The 19657-nt window shown below is 69.3% G+C and carries 10 protein-coding genes; 2 read left to right on the plus strand and 8 right to left on the minus strand.

Features of this window, described 5'->3' with window-relative positions:
• The first annotated feature begins 19 nt into the window (after positions 1–19).
• Together E3T55_RS12595 and ald are read left to right on the plus strand one after the other, a co-directional pair.
• Positions 20–1012 (plus strand): asparaginase, encoded by a 993-nt coding sequence (locus E3T55_RS12595; protein WP_134519908.1) that lies wholly within the window; start codon positions 20–22, stop codon positions 1010–1012.
• Between the two features lie 135 nt (positions 1013–1147).
• Positions 1148–2263: an alanine dehydrogenase gene (gene ald / locus E3T55_RS12600; RefSeq protein WP_134519909.1), complete on the plus strand. Its 1116-nt coding sequence runs from the start codon at positions 1148–1150 to the stop codon at positions 2261–2263.
• Positions 2264–2292: 29 nt separating this feature from the next.
• On the opposite strand, the gene E3T55_RS12605 is transcribed toward ald, so the two are convergent.
• The 8 genes from E3T55_RS12605 to E3T55_RS12640 form a co-directional block, all read right to left on the minus strand.
• Positions 2293–5547, minus strand: coding sequence for an FtsK/SpoIIIE domain-containing protein (locus tag E3T55_RS12605; RefSeq protein ID WP_134519910.1), 3255 nt, complete (start codon positions 5545–5547; stop codon positions 2293–2295).
• A 142-nt stretch (positions 5548–5689) separates the two neighbouring features.
• Positions 5690–6187, minus strand: a complete 498-nt coding sequence (locus E3T55_RS12610) for a hypothetical protein (RefSeq protein WP_241993039.1) — start codon at positions 6185–6187, stop codon at positions 5690–5692.
• 209 nt (positions 6188–6396) lie between these two features.
• A complete protein-coding gene (locus tag E3T55_RS12615) occupies positions 6397–8733 on the minus strand; it encodes a transglutaminase-like domain-containing protein (RefSeq protein WP_166791779.1) in 2337 nt (778 codons plus the stop codon).
• Positions 8734–8765: 32 nt separating this feature from the next.
• A complete protein-coding gene (locus E3T55_RS12620; RefSeq protein ID WP_134519912.1) occupies positions 8766–10091 on the minus strand; it encodes a DUF58 domain-containing protein in 1326 nt (441 codons plus the stop codon).
• Between the two features lie 7 nt (positions 10092–10098).
• Positions 10099–11070 carry an AAA family ATPase gene (locus E3T55_RS12625; RefSeq protein ID WP_134520050.1) on the minus strand — a complete coding sequence of 324 codons (972 nt, stop codon included), beginning with the start codon at positions 11068–11070 and terminating at the stop codon, positions 10099–10101.
• Positions 11071–11170: 100 nt separating this feature from the next.
• On the minus strand, positions 11171–17149 hold the full coding sequence (locus E3T55_RS12630) for an Ig-like domain-containing protein (protein ID WP_166791780.1): 5979 nt from the start codon (positions 17147–17149) through the stop codon (positions 11171–11173).
• Positions 17146–18672, minus strand: a complete 1527-nt coding sequence (locus tag E3T55_RS12635; protein ID WP_134519914.1) for a serine/threonine-protein kinase — start codon at positions 18670–18672, stop codon at positions 17146–17148. The genes E3T55_RS12630 and E3T55_RS12635 overlap by 4 nt, the downstream gene beginning before the upstream one ends.
• A gap of 128 nt (positions 18673–18800) precedes the next feature.
• Entirely contained in the window at positions 18801–19625 is an 825-nt protein-coding gene (locus tag E3T55_RS12640) for a PP2C family protein-serine/threonine phosphatase (protein ID WP_134519915.1), read from the minus strand.
• Between the last annotated feature and the right edge of the window lie 32 nt (positions 19626–19657).

Here is a 19657-nt window from a genome sequence, read left to right on the forward strand (position 1 = left end):
CAGCGTGAGCAGCACCAGCATGGTTGAAACATTCTCTGTCGAGAACGCCGTCGAACTCGCCATCGTGGAACGCAGCGGCTTCGTGGAATCCCGGCACGCCGGATCCGCGATCGTGCTCGGTACCTCAGGCGAGGTGCTCCGCACCCTCGGCGACGTCACCTCACCCGTCTACCCGCGCTCGGCCATGAAGCCGTTCCAGGCCATCGCGTCGATGGCGAGTGGGGTCACGCTGCGCGGGGAAGACGCCGCCATCGCCACCGCGAGCCACAGCGGAACCCCGAAACACGTCGAGCTGGTGCGGGGGCTGCTCGCCAGAGCGAGCATTCCCGAGGCTGCCCTCGGCTGCCCGGCGGCCTGGCCCATCGACCGGCCGACCCGCGACGCCATGGTGCGGCAGGGATTGGCACAGGCACCGATCTACATGGAGTGCTCGGGCAAGCACGCGGCCATGCTGCTGGCCTGCGCGCAGAATGGCTGGCCGCTGGCCGGGTATCTGACACCGGGGCATCCGCTGCAGAAACGGGTGCTCGACGTGCTCGAACGCTTCACCGGCGAACGCCCGGCCGCGTCGGGCGTCGACGGATGCGGCGCTCCGGTTCACGCCATCTCCCTCACCGGACTCGCGCGCGGCATCGCCCGCATCGCCGGGTCGAAGTCGAACTCCCCCTTCGCGATCTACCGCGAGGCCGGCTTTCTCGCCGAAGCGGTGCGCGAGCACGGCTGGGTCGTGGCCGGCCCCGGCCTCAGCGACAGCACCGTGATCGACCGCCTCGGCCTGTTCATCAAGGGCGGTGCCGAGGGAATCGTCGTCGCGGCGGCCGAGAACGGCACCACGGTCGCTCTGAAGGTGCTCGACGGCAACCTGCGCGCCGCCACGATCGTGGCGCTGCACCTGCTCGCCGACGCCGGAGCGATAGCCCCAGCGGATGTCGACGCCCTCGCCCCCGAGCTCGGCCTCACGGTACTCGGCGGCGGACTCCCCGTCGGCGTGATCCGCCCCACCTACCTGTAACGCCCCGTGCCGCGAAAGCGGGTGAATCGCCGGTTAGGCCCGGCATAACCCACGATTCATCCGCTCTCGCGGACGGATTCGCGGCCGGGACCGTAGGCTGTGCGGTGACAGCGACGTTGCCGACAGAGGAGTCTCATGAAGGTTGCCATCCCCCGGGAGATCAAGAACAACGAATTCCGCGTCGCGATCACCCCCGCTGGGGTACACGAACTCGTCTCATTCGGTCATGAGGTCTTCATCGAAACGGGCGCGGGGCTCGGTTCCCTCATCACCGATGCCGCCTATCACGACGCCGGCGCCACCATCCTTTCCGACGCCGCGAGCACCTGGGCCGCGGCCGAGCTGCTGCTCAAGGTCAAGGAACCGGTCGCAAGCGAATACGACTATTTCCGCTCCGACCTGGTGCTCTTCACCTATCTGCACCTCGCGGCCGAGGCCGAGCTGACTCAGGCCCTGCTCGCGAGCGGCGTCACCGCCATTGCCTACGAGACCGTGCAACTGCCTTCCCGGGCACTGCCGCTGTTGGCCCCAATGAGCGAGGTCGCCGGCCGACTCGCCCCGATCGTGGGCGCCAACGCCATGCTGACACCCAACGGCGGTCCGGGCCTGCTGGTGCCCGGCGTGCCCGGCACCCACCCGGCACGCATCACCGTGCTTGGCGGCGGCGTCGCCGGCACCGCAGCGCTGCAGATCTCCCTGGGGCTCGGTGCCGAGGTCACCGTGCTCGACACCAATCTGTTTCGGCTGCGGGAGCTCGATGCCCTCTACTTCGGCCGAGTGAAGACCATAGCGAGCAACAGTTTCGAGATCGACAAGGCCGTCGTGCAGGCCGACCTGGTCATCGGATCGGTACTCATCCCCGGCGCGCGAGCGCCGAAGCTCGTGAGCAACGAACTCGTCTCACGCATGAAGCCCGGCAGCGTGCTCGTCGACATCGCCGTGGACCAGGGCGGCTGTTTCGCCGACTCGCATGCCACCACCCACGCCGACCCCACGTTTCGAGTGCACCAGTCACTGTTCTATTGCGTCGCCAATATGCCAGGGGCCGTGCCGAGCACGTCGACGTACGCCCTGACCAACGCGACCCTCCCGTACGTGCGCATGATCGCAAACCAGGGCTGGCGGGCTGCCCTGCGAGCGGATGCCGCACTCGCCCGTGGACTGAATGCCGTCGGCGGAACGCTGGTCAGCGCCCCGGTCGCACAGGCCCACGACCTGCCATTTCGTGCGCTCATCGACGCGCTCGCCTGAGCACGTGTTGGTTCGGCCCTGTTGATCGCTTAGACCCGGGAGTCAGACGAACGCCCAAACCCGGCAGCATCAGGATCCGCGGGCAGCATGCCGCGGCGAAGCGCCCCGTCGGGTGAGAGCACCCACACGCGTGAACGACCGGGCAGCAGCGGAGGCGGCAAGTCGCGGCGGTGGCTGAGGAGGCGCAGATCGGCGTGGCTGCATCCGTCGAAGATCAGGGCGCCGCGCGCTCGGATCGCCGAGAGCAGTGCCCACTGGGCCTGCCAGGCGTCGGGGTCACCGACGATGACGGTGCCTGCCGTCGCGTCTCGCACCTCGAGACGCCCGACACCAGGCCCGGCCGAGTCCATGCCTGCGCTGCCGGGCTCGCCGCTGCCGGTCAGGTCGACGAGCCGAACGTCCGTGCCGAGCGAGCGGCGCAGCATCGCGATCGTCCGAGCGGGCGCCCCAGACACGACGATCACCGGGGCGTTCTGCAGTAGCCGGCACAGGTTGAGCACCGGTGCCGGGTCGGCTGCGGCCCGCGCCGCGCACGGGGCCTGACCCGGTGGCGTTTCATCGTCGTCCAACGTCGCTGTCGCTGTGACTGTGGTTGTCGCCGCGAGCAGCTGCACGCGCGCCCCCTGCCAGCACCCACCGCCCGCCTCAAGGCCGTTATCGTACAGTCCGGCTGGCCCACCGGCCTCCCGATAGTCATCCCGGTCACGCAGCGACAACAGCAACCGACTGCGGCACAGTGCGCTGACGCCGCGCAGGCCCCCAGTCAGACGTTGCACTGCCAGCGCAACGTAGAGTCCGCGGCCCGGGCCGTCGCGCAAAATCACGCTGAGCATCTCGAGCGCGGCGAGTTGATGCTCGGGGTGCAGGCGGGCACAGACCGAGTCGAGGTCATCGAGCAGCAACAACCGCGTGCCACCGACGCCGGGTTCACCCGCACCAGTCTCAAGCACGTGGCTGGCGTCGACGAGCGCGTCCCAGAGGTGTTCCACGTCGGCGATGACCGACTCCGTGCGGCACTGGCCCGTTCCCTGTCGCGCGAGGGTCGCGAGCAGCGAGCTCTTGCCCGATCGCGCGTCGCCAACGACGAGCAAGTGGCCGTCGGCAGCGGGCGTATAGCGGGCGACGCTGTATCGCTGGCGGTGCGGCTCATCGGCCAGACCCATCCGAAACGAGGATTCGATGCCGACCACATCGACACCGCGGCCGAGATCGCACTCCGGCAGCACCCGAGGAAGCGGGTCGAGCCAGGGCCGCCGCGGGCCGACCAGCCCGGGCCGGAGTCGGCAGGCCTCGATGCTTCTGACAGCGAGCGAACCCAGATCGGTGACCGTGGTCGTGGCGATCTGCCCGAGCACGGGCGCGCCGTCGCCGGCACTCACGAAGCACCGCCCCGGAACGGATGCGGGCAGCCCGGCCGCGGCATCCGTTCCGATGACCGCTTCGCTGTCGGCGCGATTGTTCACCCGCAGCGACAGCCGCAGGCTGCAATTGGCCAGCAGCGCGTCGCGCACTACCCCCGCCGGACGCTGCGTGCACAGGATCAGGTGCACGCCGAGTGACCTGCCGCGGGCGGCGATGTCGACGAACAGGGCGTGCAGTGCGGGAAAGGCGGCGAGCATGGTCGCGAACTCGTCGACGACGATGACGAGGCGCGGCAGCGCCTGCCCCGGCACGAGCGTTCCCGGCAGCTCGCTCACATCGCGCACGCCGGCATCGCGCAGCACGCCCTCGCGATAGCGCAGTTCCGCCGAGAGACTGGCGAGAGCCCGTGTGGCCTGCGCCGCGTCGAGATCCGTGATCACGCCAACGCAGTGCGGCAGTTCGGCCAGCGCACTGAAGGCGGCGCCGCCCTTGAAGTCCACGAGCAGAAATGTCACCGTGTCGGGGTCGAAACACGCCGCCATCGAGGCCACCCAGGTCACGAGCAGCTCGCTCTTGCCGCTGCCTGTGGTGCCACCGACGACCGCGTGCGGCCCGTGCCGTACGAGGTCGAGCATCAACGATCCCTCGGCCGTGACACCCACCGGGCACGCGAGTCCGGCAGCCGCCACCCCCGCGCGCGCAGGCCCGGCACGCAACTCCCCCGCCCCCTCACCATCGGCCAGCAGCGCGTCGAATGCAACCACGAGGGGCAGTTCGGCGGGCGCGCTCAACAGCCCGGCAGCCCCGGCCCGCTGCCGCACCACGCGGGCGAAAGACAACGCCTGTTCCGCGGCGATCAGGTCCGGCTCAAACCGGGTGCCCGGCGAGTGCGCCGGCGAACGCACGATCTCGGCCCGCGCGGGCCCGTGCACCCGAACGACCGTGCTGCATCCCCGCGGCAGCTCGGCCTCGGTGCGCGCCAGGAAGAGGACCCCGTTCGCTGTCGCCTGCCCGTGCCCAGCCACCCCCTCGGGCCCAAGAACGTCTCCGAACCCGTTCGCATCACCGGGCGCCATCCTCTCGCCGATCAGCACCCGGTAGCCTGCCCGCGCCGCCGTCACCGAGGTGGCACCAGCTCGCGAGGCGGCCGCTCCGGGCACGCGGGCCTGACCGCGCTCAGAGCGATGCGGCAGTGCGCGCGTCCATTCCCAGGCTTCGCCCGGCGGGGCATCGACGGTACCGGCGTCCGGAGCCAGCGCGAAGCACAGTTGCACCAGAACCGCCCGTGCCAGCGCCCGGGTGAGTGCGGGCGGCCCGACGAGTCCGAGGCCACCGGAGACATCCGTCGTCAGCGGAGCACCGGTCAGTACGGCGGCCCAGTCGCGCAGCGCGCGCTCCTCGAGCGGGTCACGGGCCCCGCCCAGCAGGACCCCGCTCGCGATGTGGCCGCGCCCGAGGCTCACGAGCATGGAGGCACCCGCAGACCACAGCCCGGCCTCCGCCGGAAGCGACATGATCGCGAGGGCACCGGGCGTGCGCCGTTCGGCGGCGAGCCGCAGCCGATCATGACGATCGGCGACGATGCTTCTCAGCGAGTCGAGCATTCGGTCATGTTCCCGCCCATCGCGCACACCCTGCTTGCGGCGGGACCGGCGACCGTCCACCAGACTGCCGACGGCGATGATCGGGCTGAGCAGACCGAACAGCAGGGCAAACGCCGACCCGGTGATCAGCCAGATCGCTACGGCCGCGCCCAGCGGGGCCAGGCAGGCCACCAACGGAAAAGCCTGGGCGGCCGGAACCGTGGGCAGCGGCGGAAGATTCAGCGGCTCATCGAGCGGTACCGCGCAGAACACTGCTGCGCCGAATGGCACGGCCTTCGGCGGCGTTGTGTTGGCGGTATCGACGTCACGGATGCGCATGCCTCCAGCAGAGCAGACCGGCCGCTCGCGCGGGCGGCAGGATGCCGAAATGTGCATAACAGCGACGCGAATCTGCCTGTGCAGAACATCGCTCGGCGACCGCTTCGTGCCCCGGAACGGCGGCACGCGCAGACGAACGGCGTCAGGCGAGTACGAAGTACTGGTCGGCGATGTCGACCCGTGATCCTCGCGGCACCAGATAGCGCCGTCCGGGTTCGCAGCGCAGTGGCCCCTCCGAGGGTCGCTGCAGCACGCTGCCGTTGCCCGAGAACCGGTCGCTCACCCAGAATTGGCCGCCGTGTTGGCCGAACTCGAGGTGACTTTTCGACACCGACATGCCGGAATCCTGAATCTGCACCAGGTGATCAAACACCTCGCCGGGCTGCGGCAGCGGACGCCGACCGATCAGGCCGGAACCGTGCACGTTCACGGTCTCTCCGGTGCTGAACTGAAGCACGAACCGCACCCCGTCGGGTCTGGGTGCGTTCGGTGAATCCCCCGGCGGCAGAGCCTCAGAAACCGGCACCGGCACGGCAGAAACCGGCACCGGCACGGCAGATACCGGCACCGGCACCGCGGCGGGCGCGGGCGGCACCGGCCCGATCCGTTCCGCGGGCGGCGGCGCAGCGGGAACGGGCACCGAGATCACCGTCGAACGCGGCAGGGGCTGAATGATCGTGGTATCGCGACCGCGCGGATCGGGGCGTCGCCGGGTCAGCGGCGTGGCCGAGGTGGAACTTCCACACTCGCCGCAAAACATCGCACCGGAAGGAAGCGTCGCGGCACAGATCCGACAGCGAGCCGCATCGGTACCCGGCGGTCCGGCCCCGCCTGTCCCGGCCTTACTGGTCACCTTGCTCCTTCTGAACGAGAGGGTTTCTTCCCTCCAGCGTACCGACCAAGCGAACGCAGCGAGAGCAACGCCCGCAGCCGATCGCGACGGGTGTGTTCGACGGCCAGCGAGCGGCGCAAGGCGCCGACGGATGCCCACACCCGGTCCGCGTCCGCGTTCGACGGGGTGTCCGGCGCGAAGACGGCGCGGTCGACAAGTTCGGCGAACACGACGGGCGGGGTACCGCCGAGTGCGGGCGTTCCGCCCACGGATGCGGCCAGCTCGGCCCGTGTCGTGCCGACGGCGGCCACGCCGTTGAAGTCGGTGACGGTGTCGGCGAACTCTCGCCAGCCGCCTCCGATGCGTTCCCCGGCGGTGCCGCGGGATCGGCGCAGATACCGACGTCGGGTTTTGATTGCGACGACGACGAGCAGGGGCGACAGCAGCACCAGAAGAGCCAGCCCGCTCCAGCCGACAATCTGCAGCACAGCGAACAGCAACGCCAGGAGCGGATCGATCGGCGCGGGCGGGTCTTCCACCGTCGTGTCCGGCGGCGGCGTGTCACGGGGGTCTTCGATGTCGACGACGGGCGGCGGCAGCACCGACTGTGGGCGGGACACGACCGACGGGTCGTCGGGCTGCTTCGCCGGCACCTCCCGGAAGGCCGGATTCGGGTCGATCATGACCCAGCCGTCGAGGGCGGTTTGTACCTCGATCCAGGCGGTCACGTCTGCGCCGGTGACGGCGACGGCGCCCTCGGGGTCGGCCGCGGCATCCGGGGCGAAGCCCAGAACCACCCGGGCCGGAAAACCGAGGCTGCGGGCCAGGATCGCGGCCGCCACGGCGTACTGTTCCTCATCGCCGAGCATGGGCACATCGGTGAAGAGTTGCGTCATGCGGTCTGCGCCGTGGCCGGACCGGCTGACCGGTTCGTCGGTGCCCACGCCATGGCTGATGTAGCCGCGCGTCAGCAGGTCATCGAGCATCGCCTGCAGCTGCTCGCCCGGTGTGTCCCCGGCCTGCTGGGCCTCTTCGAGCGCGGCCAGCATGCCGTCGGGCACCGCGATCGGAGCGAGCACGGCCGAACCGGGCAGGGCAGTGGCCAGATCCCCGGTCGATTCGGGCACGACGGAACGACTCTCATACCGGTCGCCGCGGGTGAGCCCGCCGATCACCGCCGCCGACCCACCCACATCGTTGTAGTAGAAGGAATCACTGCGCGCCACGGCGGTGTCGCCGCCGAACACGACCTGTTCCAGCTGCCCGGCACCGGGCACCCAGACGCCCGTGTAGCCGAGAACCTCGACCTGCAGCACGACCTCCTGACCATCGACGGCGCTCTGATCGAGCCGATACGGCAGCCGCGTGAACGAACCGGAGTCGGCCGATCCGGTCTCGCTCCGCGCGGCCCCGGCCTCGCCGCCGGCGGCAAACACGACCCCGTCGTAGCTGTCGAGGGTCGCGAGCCGCAGCCGCTCACCGGTCGGCAGTCCGGTCACCCGCAGCAGGGTGTCGTCGACGGTTGGGGACTGCAGATAGCTGCGGAACCCGCTCAGCGGGCTGGCATAGTCGTTGGGGTTGAACGGTTGCTGCACGTGGCTGCGCACCACGTCGCGTGCTCCTGCCGGCGGCACGGCCAGCGAGGCGGCCGTACCGGCCGCAATCGCGAGCGCGATGATGGCCGCCGCGCTCACCAGCCGGCGAGCGGCCGCGAGCCGCCGGTCGCTCAGCGACTCGATCGTGCGGGCCGACTGCGCCGCCACAAGACGGGTGGCCCCGACGCGCCGACGCCAGCGAAACCAGAGCAGCCAGCTGAGCAGCAGCACGAGAAAACCGAGACCGAGTTCGACCGGGCGGGCCACGCTGCTCGGTCCGAGCGCGATGCCGGCAATGAAGAGGCCCACGGGTGCCAGAACCGCGAGCTCGCCGTGCGCGGACCGCAGGGCGACCGTCAGGCCGATGACCGTCGAGACGAGCACGAGGATGAGAGCGGGCACGAGCAGGGCCTGATAGTCCCCGACGGGCAGCGCGATCGTCACGAGCTGTTTCCAACCCAGCACGACCGCCATGGCGAGTTCCTGCACGCCCTCAACGGTGGGCAGCACACCGTTCACGGCCCGGGCCGGAACGGCCAGCGGCACACCGACGACCCCGAAGCCCAGGATTGTCACAAGAATAACGAGCCAGGCCGGCCAGCGAAACCGCGCGCCCAGAATCGCCACGGTGGCCCCGAGCACGAACCCGCCGGCCACCATCACAATGAAGGCTCGGCTCTGATAACTCGGCCAGAGGGTAGCGGATGCCGCTGCCGTCACCAGCAGCATCGCCAGCAGGTTGCCGAGCACTTTCGTCATGCCGAGCTGGTGCGCTGGTCGCTGACGCGTCGTCATGCGGCGGCCGATCGGGCGAGGCTCTTCTGCAGGTCTTCCAGAAACCCGATGGTGAGCACGCTGAGTTCGGCCACCCGCCGCAGGGTCGGCGGTGCCTCCGGGTCGCAGACGACGGCGACGACCTCGACACCGGCCGGAAACTGCGTCGACGCGGCACGCAGCTGTGCGAGCGTCGTCGGTGTTCCGCAAATCAGAAACGCCACCGAGATACCGGCCACCGTTTCGGCGGCGACCGCCGCGAGTCCCTGCAGCGGCAGCGCCGTCTGGGCCGGCTCGACGCCGCTCAGATCGTCGAGCAGACGGCCGCGCGAGAGGGTACTGAGCGGCCGCACCGCGGGCATCCGTCGTACTGCTCGGGATCGACGACCGCCACGCGGCGCGCCTGGCCGCCCCGCCCCGTCGAGGGCGCTCACCACGACGGAAACGGTACGGCCGTCACGAATCGCGCGAATGCCCAGAGACCCGGCGACACTCACGGCCATCTCGAATTCGTCGTCACTCGCGTAGTCGCCGCCGAACAGGCTCAGCGCGACCATGAGGTGACTGCGCCGGCTCTCCTCGAACTGGCGCACCATGAAGGTGCCCGTCTTCGCGGTGCTCTTCCAGTGGATGCTGCGGCGTTCGTCGCCCGCAACGTACTCCCGCAGCGCGTGGAACGAGACATCGTCCGTCGTCAGGTTGCGGGTCGGGTGCCCCTCGAGGTCGCGGATGAACCCGGTGCTCATGCTCGGGATCGACAGTGTACGCGGGTGCACGAACAGCTCGATCGGTTGCGCCCAGACCCGTTCCTTGCGCACGAGCCCGATGGGGTCGCTGCGCACGGTGCGCACCGGACCCACCGAAATGATGCCGCGGCGGGTGGTGGGAACGAGAAAGACGTCTTCGAAGGCGGCGCCTCGCGCGAGGCCGGGCATCAGGAACGTCGCCAGCCCGCCACCGACGGGTACTTCGATACTGACGCCCGGCAGGTGGCGCCGGCTCGGGTTCGTGACGCCGACGAGTCCCGGGGAGCGTTCACCCGCGACGACGCGGGTCACCGGCATCGCCAGGGTCACGAGATAGGCATCGCGGCCGATCAGGTAGCCGCCGGCAGCGAAGAGCAGAATGGTTCCGGCCCAGGCGATGGCGACGAGCTCGGCCCAGCCGAGGCCGTAGCCGGCCAGAAACGCCAACGAGACAGCGACCGTCAGGCTCCAGCCGAGCGGGGTGACGACGGCCCCGACCACGGCGACCGCCCGAACGGCGCGCCGACGCAGCGCCCTGCCCCATCCGATCACACGCTCGAGAACCTCCGTGAGCCGGCCGTCACCAACCTGATTCACCCGAGGTTCACCCCGCCTGGCGCTCGCTCGGCGGCGGCGTCTCGATCAGAATCTGGGCGATGACACTCGACGCGGTCACGCCGTCGAACTCGGCCTCCGGGTCGAGCAGTAGTCGGTGGGCGAGCACGGGTTCGGCGAGTGCCTTCACATCATCGGGCAGCACGTAGTGCCGACCATTAGCCGCGGCCAGGGTCTTCGCGGTGCGAATCAGCGCGAGGGCCCCGCGCACGCTGGCTCCCAGGCGCACCTCCGGCGCGTTGCGGGTCGCGTCCACCAGACGGGACACGTAGTCGTTGATCGTCGAGTCGACGAACACGGTGCGGGCCAGGGCGGCGAGCTCCACGACGGTGCCGGCGGAGAGCACCGCGGCCACGACCAGTTCGTGCGGTCGGGCGCTCGCGCCCTCGAGAATTCGGATGGTGGAGGCGTGATCGGGATAACCGATCGAGGACTTCATGATGAACCGGTCGAGCTGCGCTTCGGGAAGGCGGTAGGTTCCCGACTGCTCGATGGGGTTCTGAGTGGCGATGACCATGAAGGGGGCGCCGACCGGGTGCGTCACGCCGTCGGCGGTGACCTGGCCTTCTTCCATCACTTCGAGCAGCGCGGCCTGGGTCTTCGGGCTGGCCCGGTTGATCTCGTCGGCGAGCACGATATTGGCGAAGATCGGTCCGCGGTGAAATTCGAAGATGCCGCTCTTCTGGTCGTAGATGCTCACGCCCGTGATATCGCCCGGCAGCAGGTCGGGCGTGAACTGTACCCGGTTGGAGGTTCCGCGCACGCTCTGCGCGATCGCCCTCGCGAGCGACGTCTTGCCGGTGCCCGGCACGTCTTCGAGCAGCAGGTGTCCCTCGCTCAGCAGCGCCACGAATGACAGGCGAATCACATGTTTCTTACCGAGTACGACGTGTTCGACCCCGCGCACCAACCGCTCGAAGGCGTCGGCGAACTGGCTGGCCTGGTCCGGACTCATGGTCATAGCGGGGGTGGTTCCGTTCATTCGGTGCTGAAATTCCGTGGTGAGGGCAGTGCCATCGAGGGACGTGCCATCGAGGGACGTGCCGTCAAGGGCAGCGGGGTCAGTTTCTATAGTCATGTGTCGCCCCATTCACGGTCACGGTGAGCTGTGCGCCACCGGCTGGTGCCGGCTCGGCGAGCGTGCAGGTGTTGCCTGAGTCGGCCGCCGTGCTCGCGTCAGCGGTGTCGGCCGAGCAGGTGAAGGTCGCCGGGTAGTCCGCGCCGTTGTCGGGAGCATTCGTCCAGCTAAACACACCGGTGTCGGCGTCGTAGGCCACGCCACGCACGGCGAGGCTGACGGATGCCTCGGGCGCACTGAATGAAGCCGACCAGGCCCCGCAGGCTCCCGACGCGTTACAGGCTCGCAGCTCGAAGTCGACGGTCTGCCCGAACGGCTCGGCGAGCAGTTCGCGCGGCCAGACATCGGCGGTGCCGGCGCCGCCGAAACGTTCGCCGCCGCCCAGCCCCGAGCCGGCGCTGCGCAGCTCGTAGTAGGACACCGTGGCTCCGCCACCCTGCAGCCCGGTCAGGTGGTAATCCCTGGCAATCGATTCCGGCGCCTGTCCGCGCGGTTCCATGCCGCCCTGCACCGACGTGATCTGGCCCGGAACCGGGCTCACGAGCACCGTCGCAACGGCCGTCGCGACGCATCCGGCCTGGTTGTAGCCCCAGACCACAAAGGAGTAGCTGCGGTTGTCGGCGAGGGACACATCGAAGGTTGCGGAGGTGGCGGCGGCGGCCGCGGACTTCTGCTCCGCAACGTCGCCGCCCGCGCGGGGCGGCACGAGGGTGCCGGGGGCGGGCTCGCTCACCGAGCAGGCCTGCGCGCCGGTGGGCACCGACTGGCCGGAGAGCCGCTGCACGAAGTAACCGCCGATCGCAGAACCGGCCCCGTCGAAGGCGTTCCACGACACGGTCACCCGGCCGGAGGCATCCGTCGCCGTGGCCGAGATACCGCCGGCCCGCGGCGGGCCGTACGGGGTACCGTCGGCACGGGCGCTGTTCCAACTGGAGAGCGCCGCAAAGGAGTCGTTGCGGGCGCTGACCGTGTACGAGGCCACGGCACCGTTGTTCAGGCCGTCCACGTCGAGGCTGCAGGCACCGGATGAGCAGGACGTGGCGCTCACCTGTGCGCGTTCCACGCCGTTGACGGTGACCACGTACGTGCTCACCGCGGTGCCGCCCTGGCTGGCGCCCACGGTCCTCCAGCCGAGCCGCAGGCCACCGTCGAGCGGGGCAGCGGTCAGGCCGGTCGGAGCGACCGGAACGACGTTTGACCAGACCGCGCCGCCGAATGCGGCGGAAGCTGACCGGCCGAGGGCGTTGACGGCGGTGACCGACACCCGCACGGCGTTCGCCTGGCCATTACCGCCGGTTGCGACCGTGCAGGTGGTCGCGGCGCAGGTGGAGGTGGAGACCGGCGCCCCGGAGCCTGCATCGACGAGGGTGATGTCGTAGCCGCTGATGGCCGCGTTGTTGGCCGCACCGGCATTGAACGACAGCGACAGGGAGGCATCGCCGAACCCGGTCACGGTGACGCGGCTCACCGGATCCGGCACATCCTGCACCGAAACCCGCACGGTTCCCCAGGCATACCGGTCGGCATCTCCGGTGGCATCGGCCACCTGGTACTGCACGGTCGTGTCGACCGGCTCTGCGGTGGCGGCCACCGAAACGCTCAGCTGGCTGCGGTCGGTGCTCGGCGTGATGGTGACGCCGGTCGGAACGCCGGCACCGTCGAGCCCCCGGACCGCGACGACACGCAACGGCACCGCGGGAAACGGGTTCGTCGCGGTGTCGTTGGCGAGCACGTCGACGACGGTCGTCTGGCCGCGCGGCGCGAGAACCTGATCGGCGGCGGGAATCGCGAGCGGCTTGGTCGAGGCGACGACGTTGAGCTCGATTCGGCCGGCCTCGCCCTCACTCAGGTCGTCACGTACCCCAATCACGAGGGCGCTCTCGCTGCCCTTCTCGGCGCCCTCGGCAGCGCGGATTGTGAGAAGCGATCCGTTGAGGCCATACTCAAAACCGGTCGGCTCCGGCGCGAGCACCGTGTAGGCCAGCTCATCGACCGCGTCGGGGTACGGATACGAGGTGAGTTTCTGCAGGTCGACGACCGTGGTCTGGTCGGGTTCGAAGTCCAGCACCGCACCGTCGAAGGCCGGCGGCTGGTTGTCCCGGGGGGTGACGGTGATGGGCAGCACGATCGTCGCGCTGCGGGCCTCGGTATCGCCCGCCCGGCGGGCATCCGTCACCTCGAACGAGATCGACGCGGGTCCGTAGTAGCCGTCCGCGCTCGTGAACACCAGGCTGTCGTCGGATTCCACCAGATTGGCCCCGTCGGAGTGGCTGGCCCTGACCGCCGCTTCGTCGGTCAGCGAGACCCTTTTGGCACCGACCGCGACCACGTAGTCGTTGATGTCGATGCTCAGGCTGGACTCGCTCGCGACGCTCAGGGCAGCCACGTTGGTGCGCAGCTGCGGCAGGGCGTCGCTGTACCCCGGAACCCAGATGAAGGCGTACGACACGATGCTGTCATCGTCGGGGTGGGTCACCGAGAACGGGATGATCTGGCTGTCGTCACCCACCGTGACGCGGATGCGCTGGTCGGCCGTGACCTTCGCCTGCCGCGCGTACCCCGGCAGCACACCCAGTTTCAGCTCGCTCGCCTGCCCCTCGGCGAAGAAAACGCGGGCCAGCACGTCGACGTCGATCGACGGATGATCGAGCACGTCGGAGAGCGTCAGCACGGTGTCGCGCGCGTCCGGATGCGCCCGCACGGCCTCCTTGTCGACGACGACGGTGAGAAAACTTGAGCCGGTGCCGCCGCGCTCGTTCTGGATCTCGTAGATGAACCCGGTGCGGCCCTCGGCGGCCGGAGCCTGCACCGAGATCACATCGCCATCGATGCTCGCCACGCCGGCGGCATCCGTCGGCTCGACGCTCAGCAGGCTGAGGCTTCCGCCGTCAGGGTCGGAGTCGTTGGCCAGCACCCGCACCGAGACGGTGCTGCCGGGTCGCACAACGACCTCGTCGGGGGCGGCGATGGGGTTGCGGGCACCGTCGAGCCTGGCACTGATGCCGACCCGCACCAGACCGGTCGCCCGCGCCCCGAGAGCGTCGATGACGGCGTAGGTGAAGGTGTCGGTTCCGGCGGCGTAGTCCCCCGATTCAAACTCGATCCAGTCCGCACCGACGCCGGTCACGGCACCCTTCTCCGGGTTCGTTTCCTGCCCGAGCAGCTGCACGGAATCACCGTCGGGATCGATTCCGGCCAGTGGAATCGAGATGCGCACCGTCTCACCGGCGAGTACCCGCGCGGTCACGGTCTGCGGAATCGGAGCCCGGTTGGCGTCCCGATCCACCTCACGCACCGAGATCGTCACCTCGGCGTTGGCAAACTGCCCATCAGGGGCATTCACGCGGTACACGGCCGTGAAGTTACCGGGCGCTTCGGGAGCCAGATAGCGCAATCCGCTTCCAGACACGAACAGCAGGCCAGCGTCACTGCCGAGCGGCGTCGCCAGCTCCGACGCGAGGGTCAGCGTGTCTCCGTCGGGGTGTTCATCGTTGGCGAGCACCGGAATGTCGATCGCGTCGCCGACCCGCACCGAGATGCTGTCCGGCCTGGCCAGCGGGGCCTGCTTGCGGGCGAGCGCCGGCAGCTCGATGACGGTGACGGTGCCGTCGGCCGCTGCCAGGCCGTTGCTGACCCGGTATGAAAAGGTGACCGGGCCGTCGAGCGGTTTCGTGAGCGTGACCCGGATCAGCCGCTGGTCGAGCACCTCGACCCGCAGGCCGCTGCCGACGGGCACGTTCATCGTGCCGGTGACCAGCAGTACGCCGCCGCCGGGGTCGATGTCCCCCGCCAGAACGTCGACGAGTGCCGAGTCCTGACCCCGGATGAAGGCGGTGTGCGGCACCGTGATCGGCGTGCTCGCAGCATCATCGGCCGCCGTCACCTGCACTCGTACCTGGCCGACAGCGGTCACGCCGGAATCGTCGGTCACGACGAATTCCAGGTAGTGCGGGCCGACGACGCTGCTGAGAAAACGAAAGGTTCCGGCGTTGACGTCGGTCGTGATGGTCGCGTCCGATTTTGTCGGCACCGTGCTGAGGCGCAGTGCTCCCGAGCCGCCGCGAACGTGATCGAGGGGGGAGACGGTCACCTCGGCGCCCGCGGTGGCGAGAACGAGAAAGGTATCGGCCACGATCGGTACCGATCCGACCGCTCGCACGTTGACGCTCAGGGTGCCGGTGCCGTCGAGGCTTCCGTCAGACACCACGAGTCCGACCTGCACGCCGCCGTCGGAGTTCGACGCGGCATCGCTCGCCACACCCGATCCGCCGTGGGTGAACGTGACGGCGCCGTTCGGGGTGAACGAGACGGCGTCGGGAGCGGTGACGTTGACCGCCGTGAGGTAGAACGGGTCGCCGTCAGGGTCGACCCAGTCGCCGAGAACCTGGGTTGTGACAGCGGACCCGGCCTCCACCGTCGCGGTGCTCGTGCGCACCTGCACCGGTGCGGAATTTTCATCCGCCTGGCGCACCGTGACCGTCACCGTTGCCGTGGCGGTGCCGCCGCGCCCGTCGCTGATCGTGTAGTCGAAGACCACGGTCCCGGACGCCTCCGAGCCGAGGGTGAGCTGAACCTGTTGGCTGTTGGCGATGAGGTCGAGGTGACCCTGTTCGGGGTCGATCGGGGTCACGTCCGTGATCATGAGCACGTCGTCGTTGGGGTCGTAGTCGTTCAGCAACACGGGCAGGGTCAGCGCGCGGCCTGGTCGGCCACCGAACTCGTCATCCTCGGCGACGGGAGGCAGCTGAGTGTCCTCGAATTCGGGCGCATCGTCGAGGTTCTCCTCGACCCGTTCGGGGTCGACGACACTGTCGATGAGTTCGTCCCAGTTGTCGATGAGGGCCGTTCCCTGCTGCACGGCCCACGCGCTGCCGTTGCGGGCGTCGCTCAGCACCACGCCGAGACCGTTCACCTGAAATTCCAGCCGGGCATCCCCGGCCAGGGCATCGAGCGTGGTGAGGGCACCATCTGGTCCGGTGCCGGCGGTTCCTGTGCTGTTCGAGCCGGCGCAGCCCTGCCAGGCGGAGCCGTCCGACCAGGCCGCGTAGGCGCATCCGTCGACGGAGACCGGCTCTGCCGGCTGCCCGGTGCGACCCGAAACCAGCGTTCGCGGTTCACCACCGGTCAGCCCCACGGAGATCAGGCCGCCCTCATGCGCCACGAGCAGGCGGTCTCCCCGAGGCGTGGCCCGCTGCAGGACCGACTCCCCCACGAGGTCGGCCGACAGGTCGATTTCACGGTTGTTCAGAAAGAGGATGCCGCTGGTGGCGTTGAGCAGCGCCCAGTCACCATTCACGCTCGTGAGCCGGTAGGCGTCGTCGGCGTCGCCCGCATCGACCGTGACCGTGGCCGAGATGCGGTCGGAGTCGTTGACCGAGACGGTGACGAGGGTTCCGGTCGCGGGAGTGAAAGAATGCAGCAGCCCGTCGGCGGCGACGCTCACGACCGATCCGGTTCCGAGCGCCAGGTCGGGGCGGCTCAAACTGTCGAAGGTGTCGAGTCCGGCCGTCGGCAGGTTCCAGACGTCGCCGTTGGCGGCGATGACCGCGCGGCCGCCGGCCAGAAACACGTCGGGATCATTCGGCGGCAGCGCCACGCTGTCTGAGAGTTCTGCCGTGGCGGGGTCGAGGATTTCGAGCGTGCTGTTTGCCTCGTCAACGACGAGTACCGTCTCACCGGCCTGGCGCAGCGCGAGCGTGGCGCTGCCGGTCTCGACGACGGTGTTCAGTTCGAGCACGGCCGTGTTCGCCCGCCCGACGGCCTGACGGCTCTCGTTGGCCACCCAGACCGCCGCATCGTTAAGATCCAGGCGCTGCGCCGTGTAGCCGCCGGAGACGACCGCGAGGGTCGCCACGAGGGCGACGACGACCGTGCTCGCGAGGCTGGTAATCGTGCCGGAACGGTGAGCGGCGAGCCAGGGCCCGATTCGAGCACGAAGCGATGCCGCGTCGGCGACACTCACCGGTCGTCCCCGTGTATGTCGCCGGCAACAGGCCCGGCGGCATCCCCGGCGACATCGACGCACTTCTCCCGGCTGGGCTCGCCGTACTTGCCGGCTCGGTTGACGGTCACGGTCACGCAGACGCTCGCCGCACCGTGCGGGTCGACGGTGAAGGCCGTGCCGCGCTGAATACTTGTCTCCCCGGAGCGCAGGGCGACGACGTAGCTGTCGCCCTGCTGGGTTCCCGGATCGGTCCACTCGAACAACACTCGGCCATTGCGCTCTGAACCGTCGACGTTGGTGACGCGCGGGATCGCCGCGTCGGTGGACTGCAGCAGCACGGCCGCTCCGGCCGCGGTTCCGCCGACAAGAACGACGGATGCCGCCACGAGCACCCAGAGCAGGCCGACTCGACGCCGTGGCCTGCTGAGCACCGTGGCCGAACTGCCGAGAGCGCTGCGGCTGCCGGCGGTGCCGTGAACAGAGGGATACCGATGTCCGGACAGCGGCTCGGCGAGCGGCAGCCGACCCGATGGCCCGACCGCCGCCGCTCGGGTAAGCGCCGGGCGAGCGGAAGCGGAACGGCGGCGCCTGGCCGGGGCAGGGTCGATCGACGCGACGCCGGTGATGCGGGTCTTGTCGTCGGGGTCGGCCGTGGCGGCCGCGGCCCAGTCTTCGAGGGCCACTTCGAGCGGCGTCTGCGCCAGCCCCAGGTCGGCTTCCACCGTCTGAAGTTCCCGCACCAACTCGAGCACGCTCCGTTGCCGTGCCTGGGGGTTACGGCTCATCGACCGGGTGAGCAGCGCGTCGAGCCGGGCGGGAACATCCGCTCGACCGATCGGCGGCACCTTCGCGCGCACGATGCGGCCCATCAAATCGGCGGTGGAGTTCTCGGACCCGGGCACCTCGAACGGGGAGCGCCCGGCGAGCAGCGAGTAGAGGGTCGCGCCGAGCGACCAGACCTCGCTCGCGATGGTGCCCGAAACCTCGTCGAGCAGCACTTCCGGTGCCGACCAGGGGATCGACAGGCCCACGGCGTCGGCTTTTTCGGCCTCGTTGAGCGTGGACGCGATGCCGAAGTCGGACAGCACGGGATGACCGTAGGCGGTGACCAGAATGTTCGACGGTTTAATGTCGCGGTGCAGCACGCCGGCCCGGTGGGCCGTTTCAACCGCGCTCGCGATCTTGATGCCGATGCGCAAGACGTCGGGAACGGCCAGCGGCGCGGCGCGATAGCGCTGGCTGAGGCTGGCCGAGCAGTATTCCATGACCAGATAGGGCCGACCGTCGCTCGAGACGCTCGACTGGAACACCGTCAAAATCGACGGATGTGAGCTCAGCAGGGCCATCAGGTCGGCCTCGGCCCGAAACATCTGCCGCACCTGATCGGTGACGATGCCGGCGAGCAGCACCTTGACCGCGACGGGCCGCCGCGGCAGGTTTTGCTCGTACAGAAAAACGTCGGCGAAACCACCCGACCCGAGAACGCGCACGTAAGAGAACCCCGGCAGGTTGGGCGGGGGTGACGGCAGTCGTCGCGTCATGCGTGCCTTCCCGCTTCTTATACCAGTGCGTCGTGAATCAGTCCGCGCTTGCCGTGAGGGTTGAACGGGCGATACCGCTCATTGTAAGCAGGCTCACCGCGCCGTTCATCGCCCCATCCGGGCCAGTTTTACGAATCTGTCCCCAGCAGGGGGGCAGACTCACCGCTTTCGTGCACGATGTCCAGCACGTCGAGCACGATAGCGGTCACGTTGTCACGTCCGCCATTCTCGAGGGCGGCGTCAACGAGCGCCTGCACGGCGTCCTCCGCTCGGGGCATCGACATCAGAAAATGACGGATGCCGTAGGCCGTGAGTTCTTTCGTGAGGCCGTCGGAACAGACGAGGATGCGCATGCCCACCTGCAGGGGCAGCACGCGGTAGTCCGGCACGGGCGGTTCATGAAAGCCGACCGCGCGGGTGATGACGTTACCGTGCGGGTGCACGTCGGCCTCTTCGCGGGTGATGCGACCCGCGTCGACGAGTTCCTGCACCACCGAGTGGTCGACGGTGACCTGTTCGAGAACACCCGAGGTGAGCTGGTAGACCCGGGAATCTCCGATGTTGAACACGATCCACTGCGCGGCCCCGGAGACGATCCCGAGGGCGACACCGGTGACCGTGGTTCCGGTTCCCTGGTCGGTGACGCCCACGCCGTGGGCCATATCGATGACCGCCTGGCTGAGGGCCTGGTTGAGGGCCTCGGCGTCGGTCACGGCCGCGCCGGCCAGGTCGGCGAGTCGGGTGACGACGGCCGCGCTGGCGACGTCGCCGGCCGAGTGGCCGCCCATGCCGTCGGCCACGGCGAAGACGGGCGGATCGGCGATGAGGCTGTCTTCGTTCACCTCGCGGCGATGGCCGGTGTCGGTGAGCATTGCCCAGGCGAGAGTCACGGTGGTATTGGCCTGAGGCAGGTCAACCGTGAAGGTGGTCGAACTGCGACCGAGCTGAGTCACGGATGGAGCCTTCCGAGGTCGGATGTGCGGAA

Source organism: Cryobacterium frigoriphilum (assembly GCF_004403305.1).
Taxonomy (GTDB): Bacteria; Actinomycetota; Actinomycetes; order Actinomycetales; family Microbacteriaceae; genus Cryobacterium; species Cryobacterium frigoriphilum.

Excerpts from the sequence above, each read along its gene's own strand:
- E3T55_RS12595 (WP_134519908.1), top strand. The coding sequence starts at position 20 with ATGGTTGAAACATTCTCTGTCGAGAACGCCGTCGAACTCGCCATCGTG.
- E3T55_RS12635 (WP_134519914.1), bottom strand. The coding sequence starts at position 18,672 with ATGACGCGACGACTGCCGTCACCCCCGCCCAACCTGCCGGGGTTCTCT.
- E3T55_RS12605 (WP_134519910.1), bottom strand. The coding sequence starts at position 5,547 with ATGCGCATCCGTGACGTCGATACCGCCAACACAACGCCGCCGAAGGCC.
- ald (WP_134519909.1), top strand. The coding sequence starts at position 1,148 with ATGAAGGTTGCCATCCCCCGGGAGATCAAGAACAACGAATTCCGCGTC.
- E3T55_RS12615 (WP_166791779.1), bottom strand. The coding sequence starts at position 8,733 with ATGACGAAAGTGCTCGGCAACCTGCTGGCGATGCTGCTGGTGACGGCA.
- E3T55_RS12625 (WP_134520050.1), bottom strand. The coding sequence starts at position 11,070 with ATGACCATGAGTCCGGACCAGGCCAGCCAGTTCGCCGACGCCTTCGAG.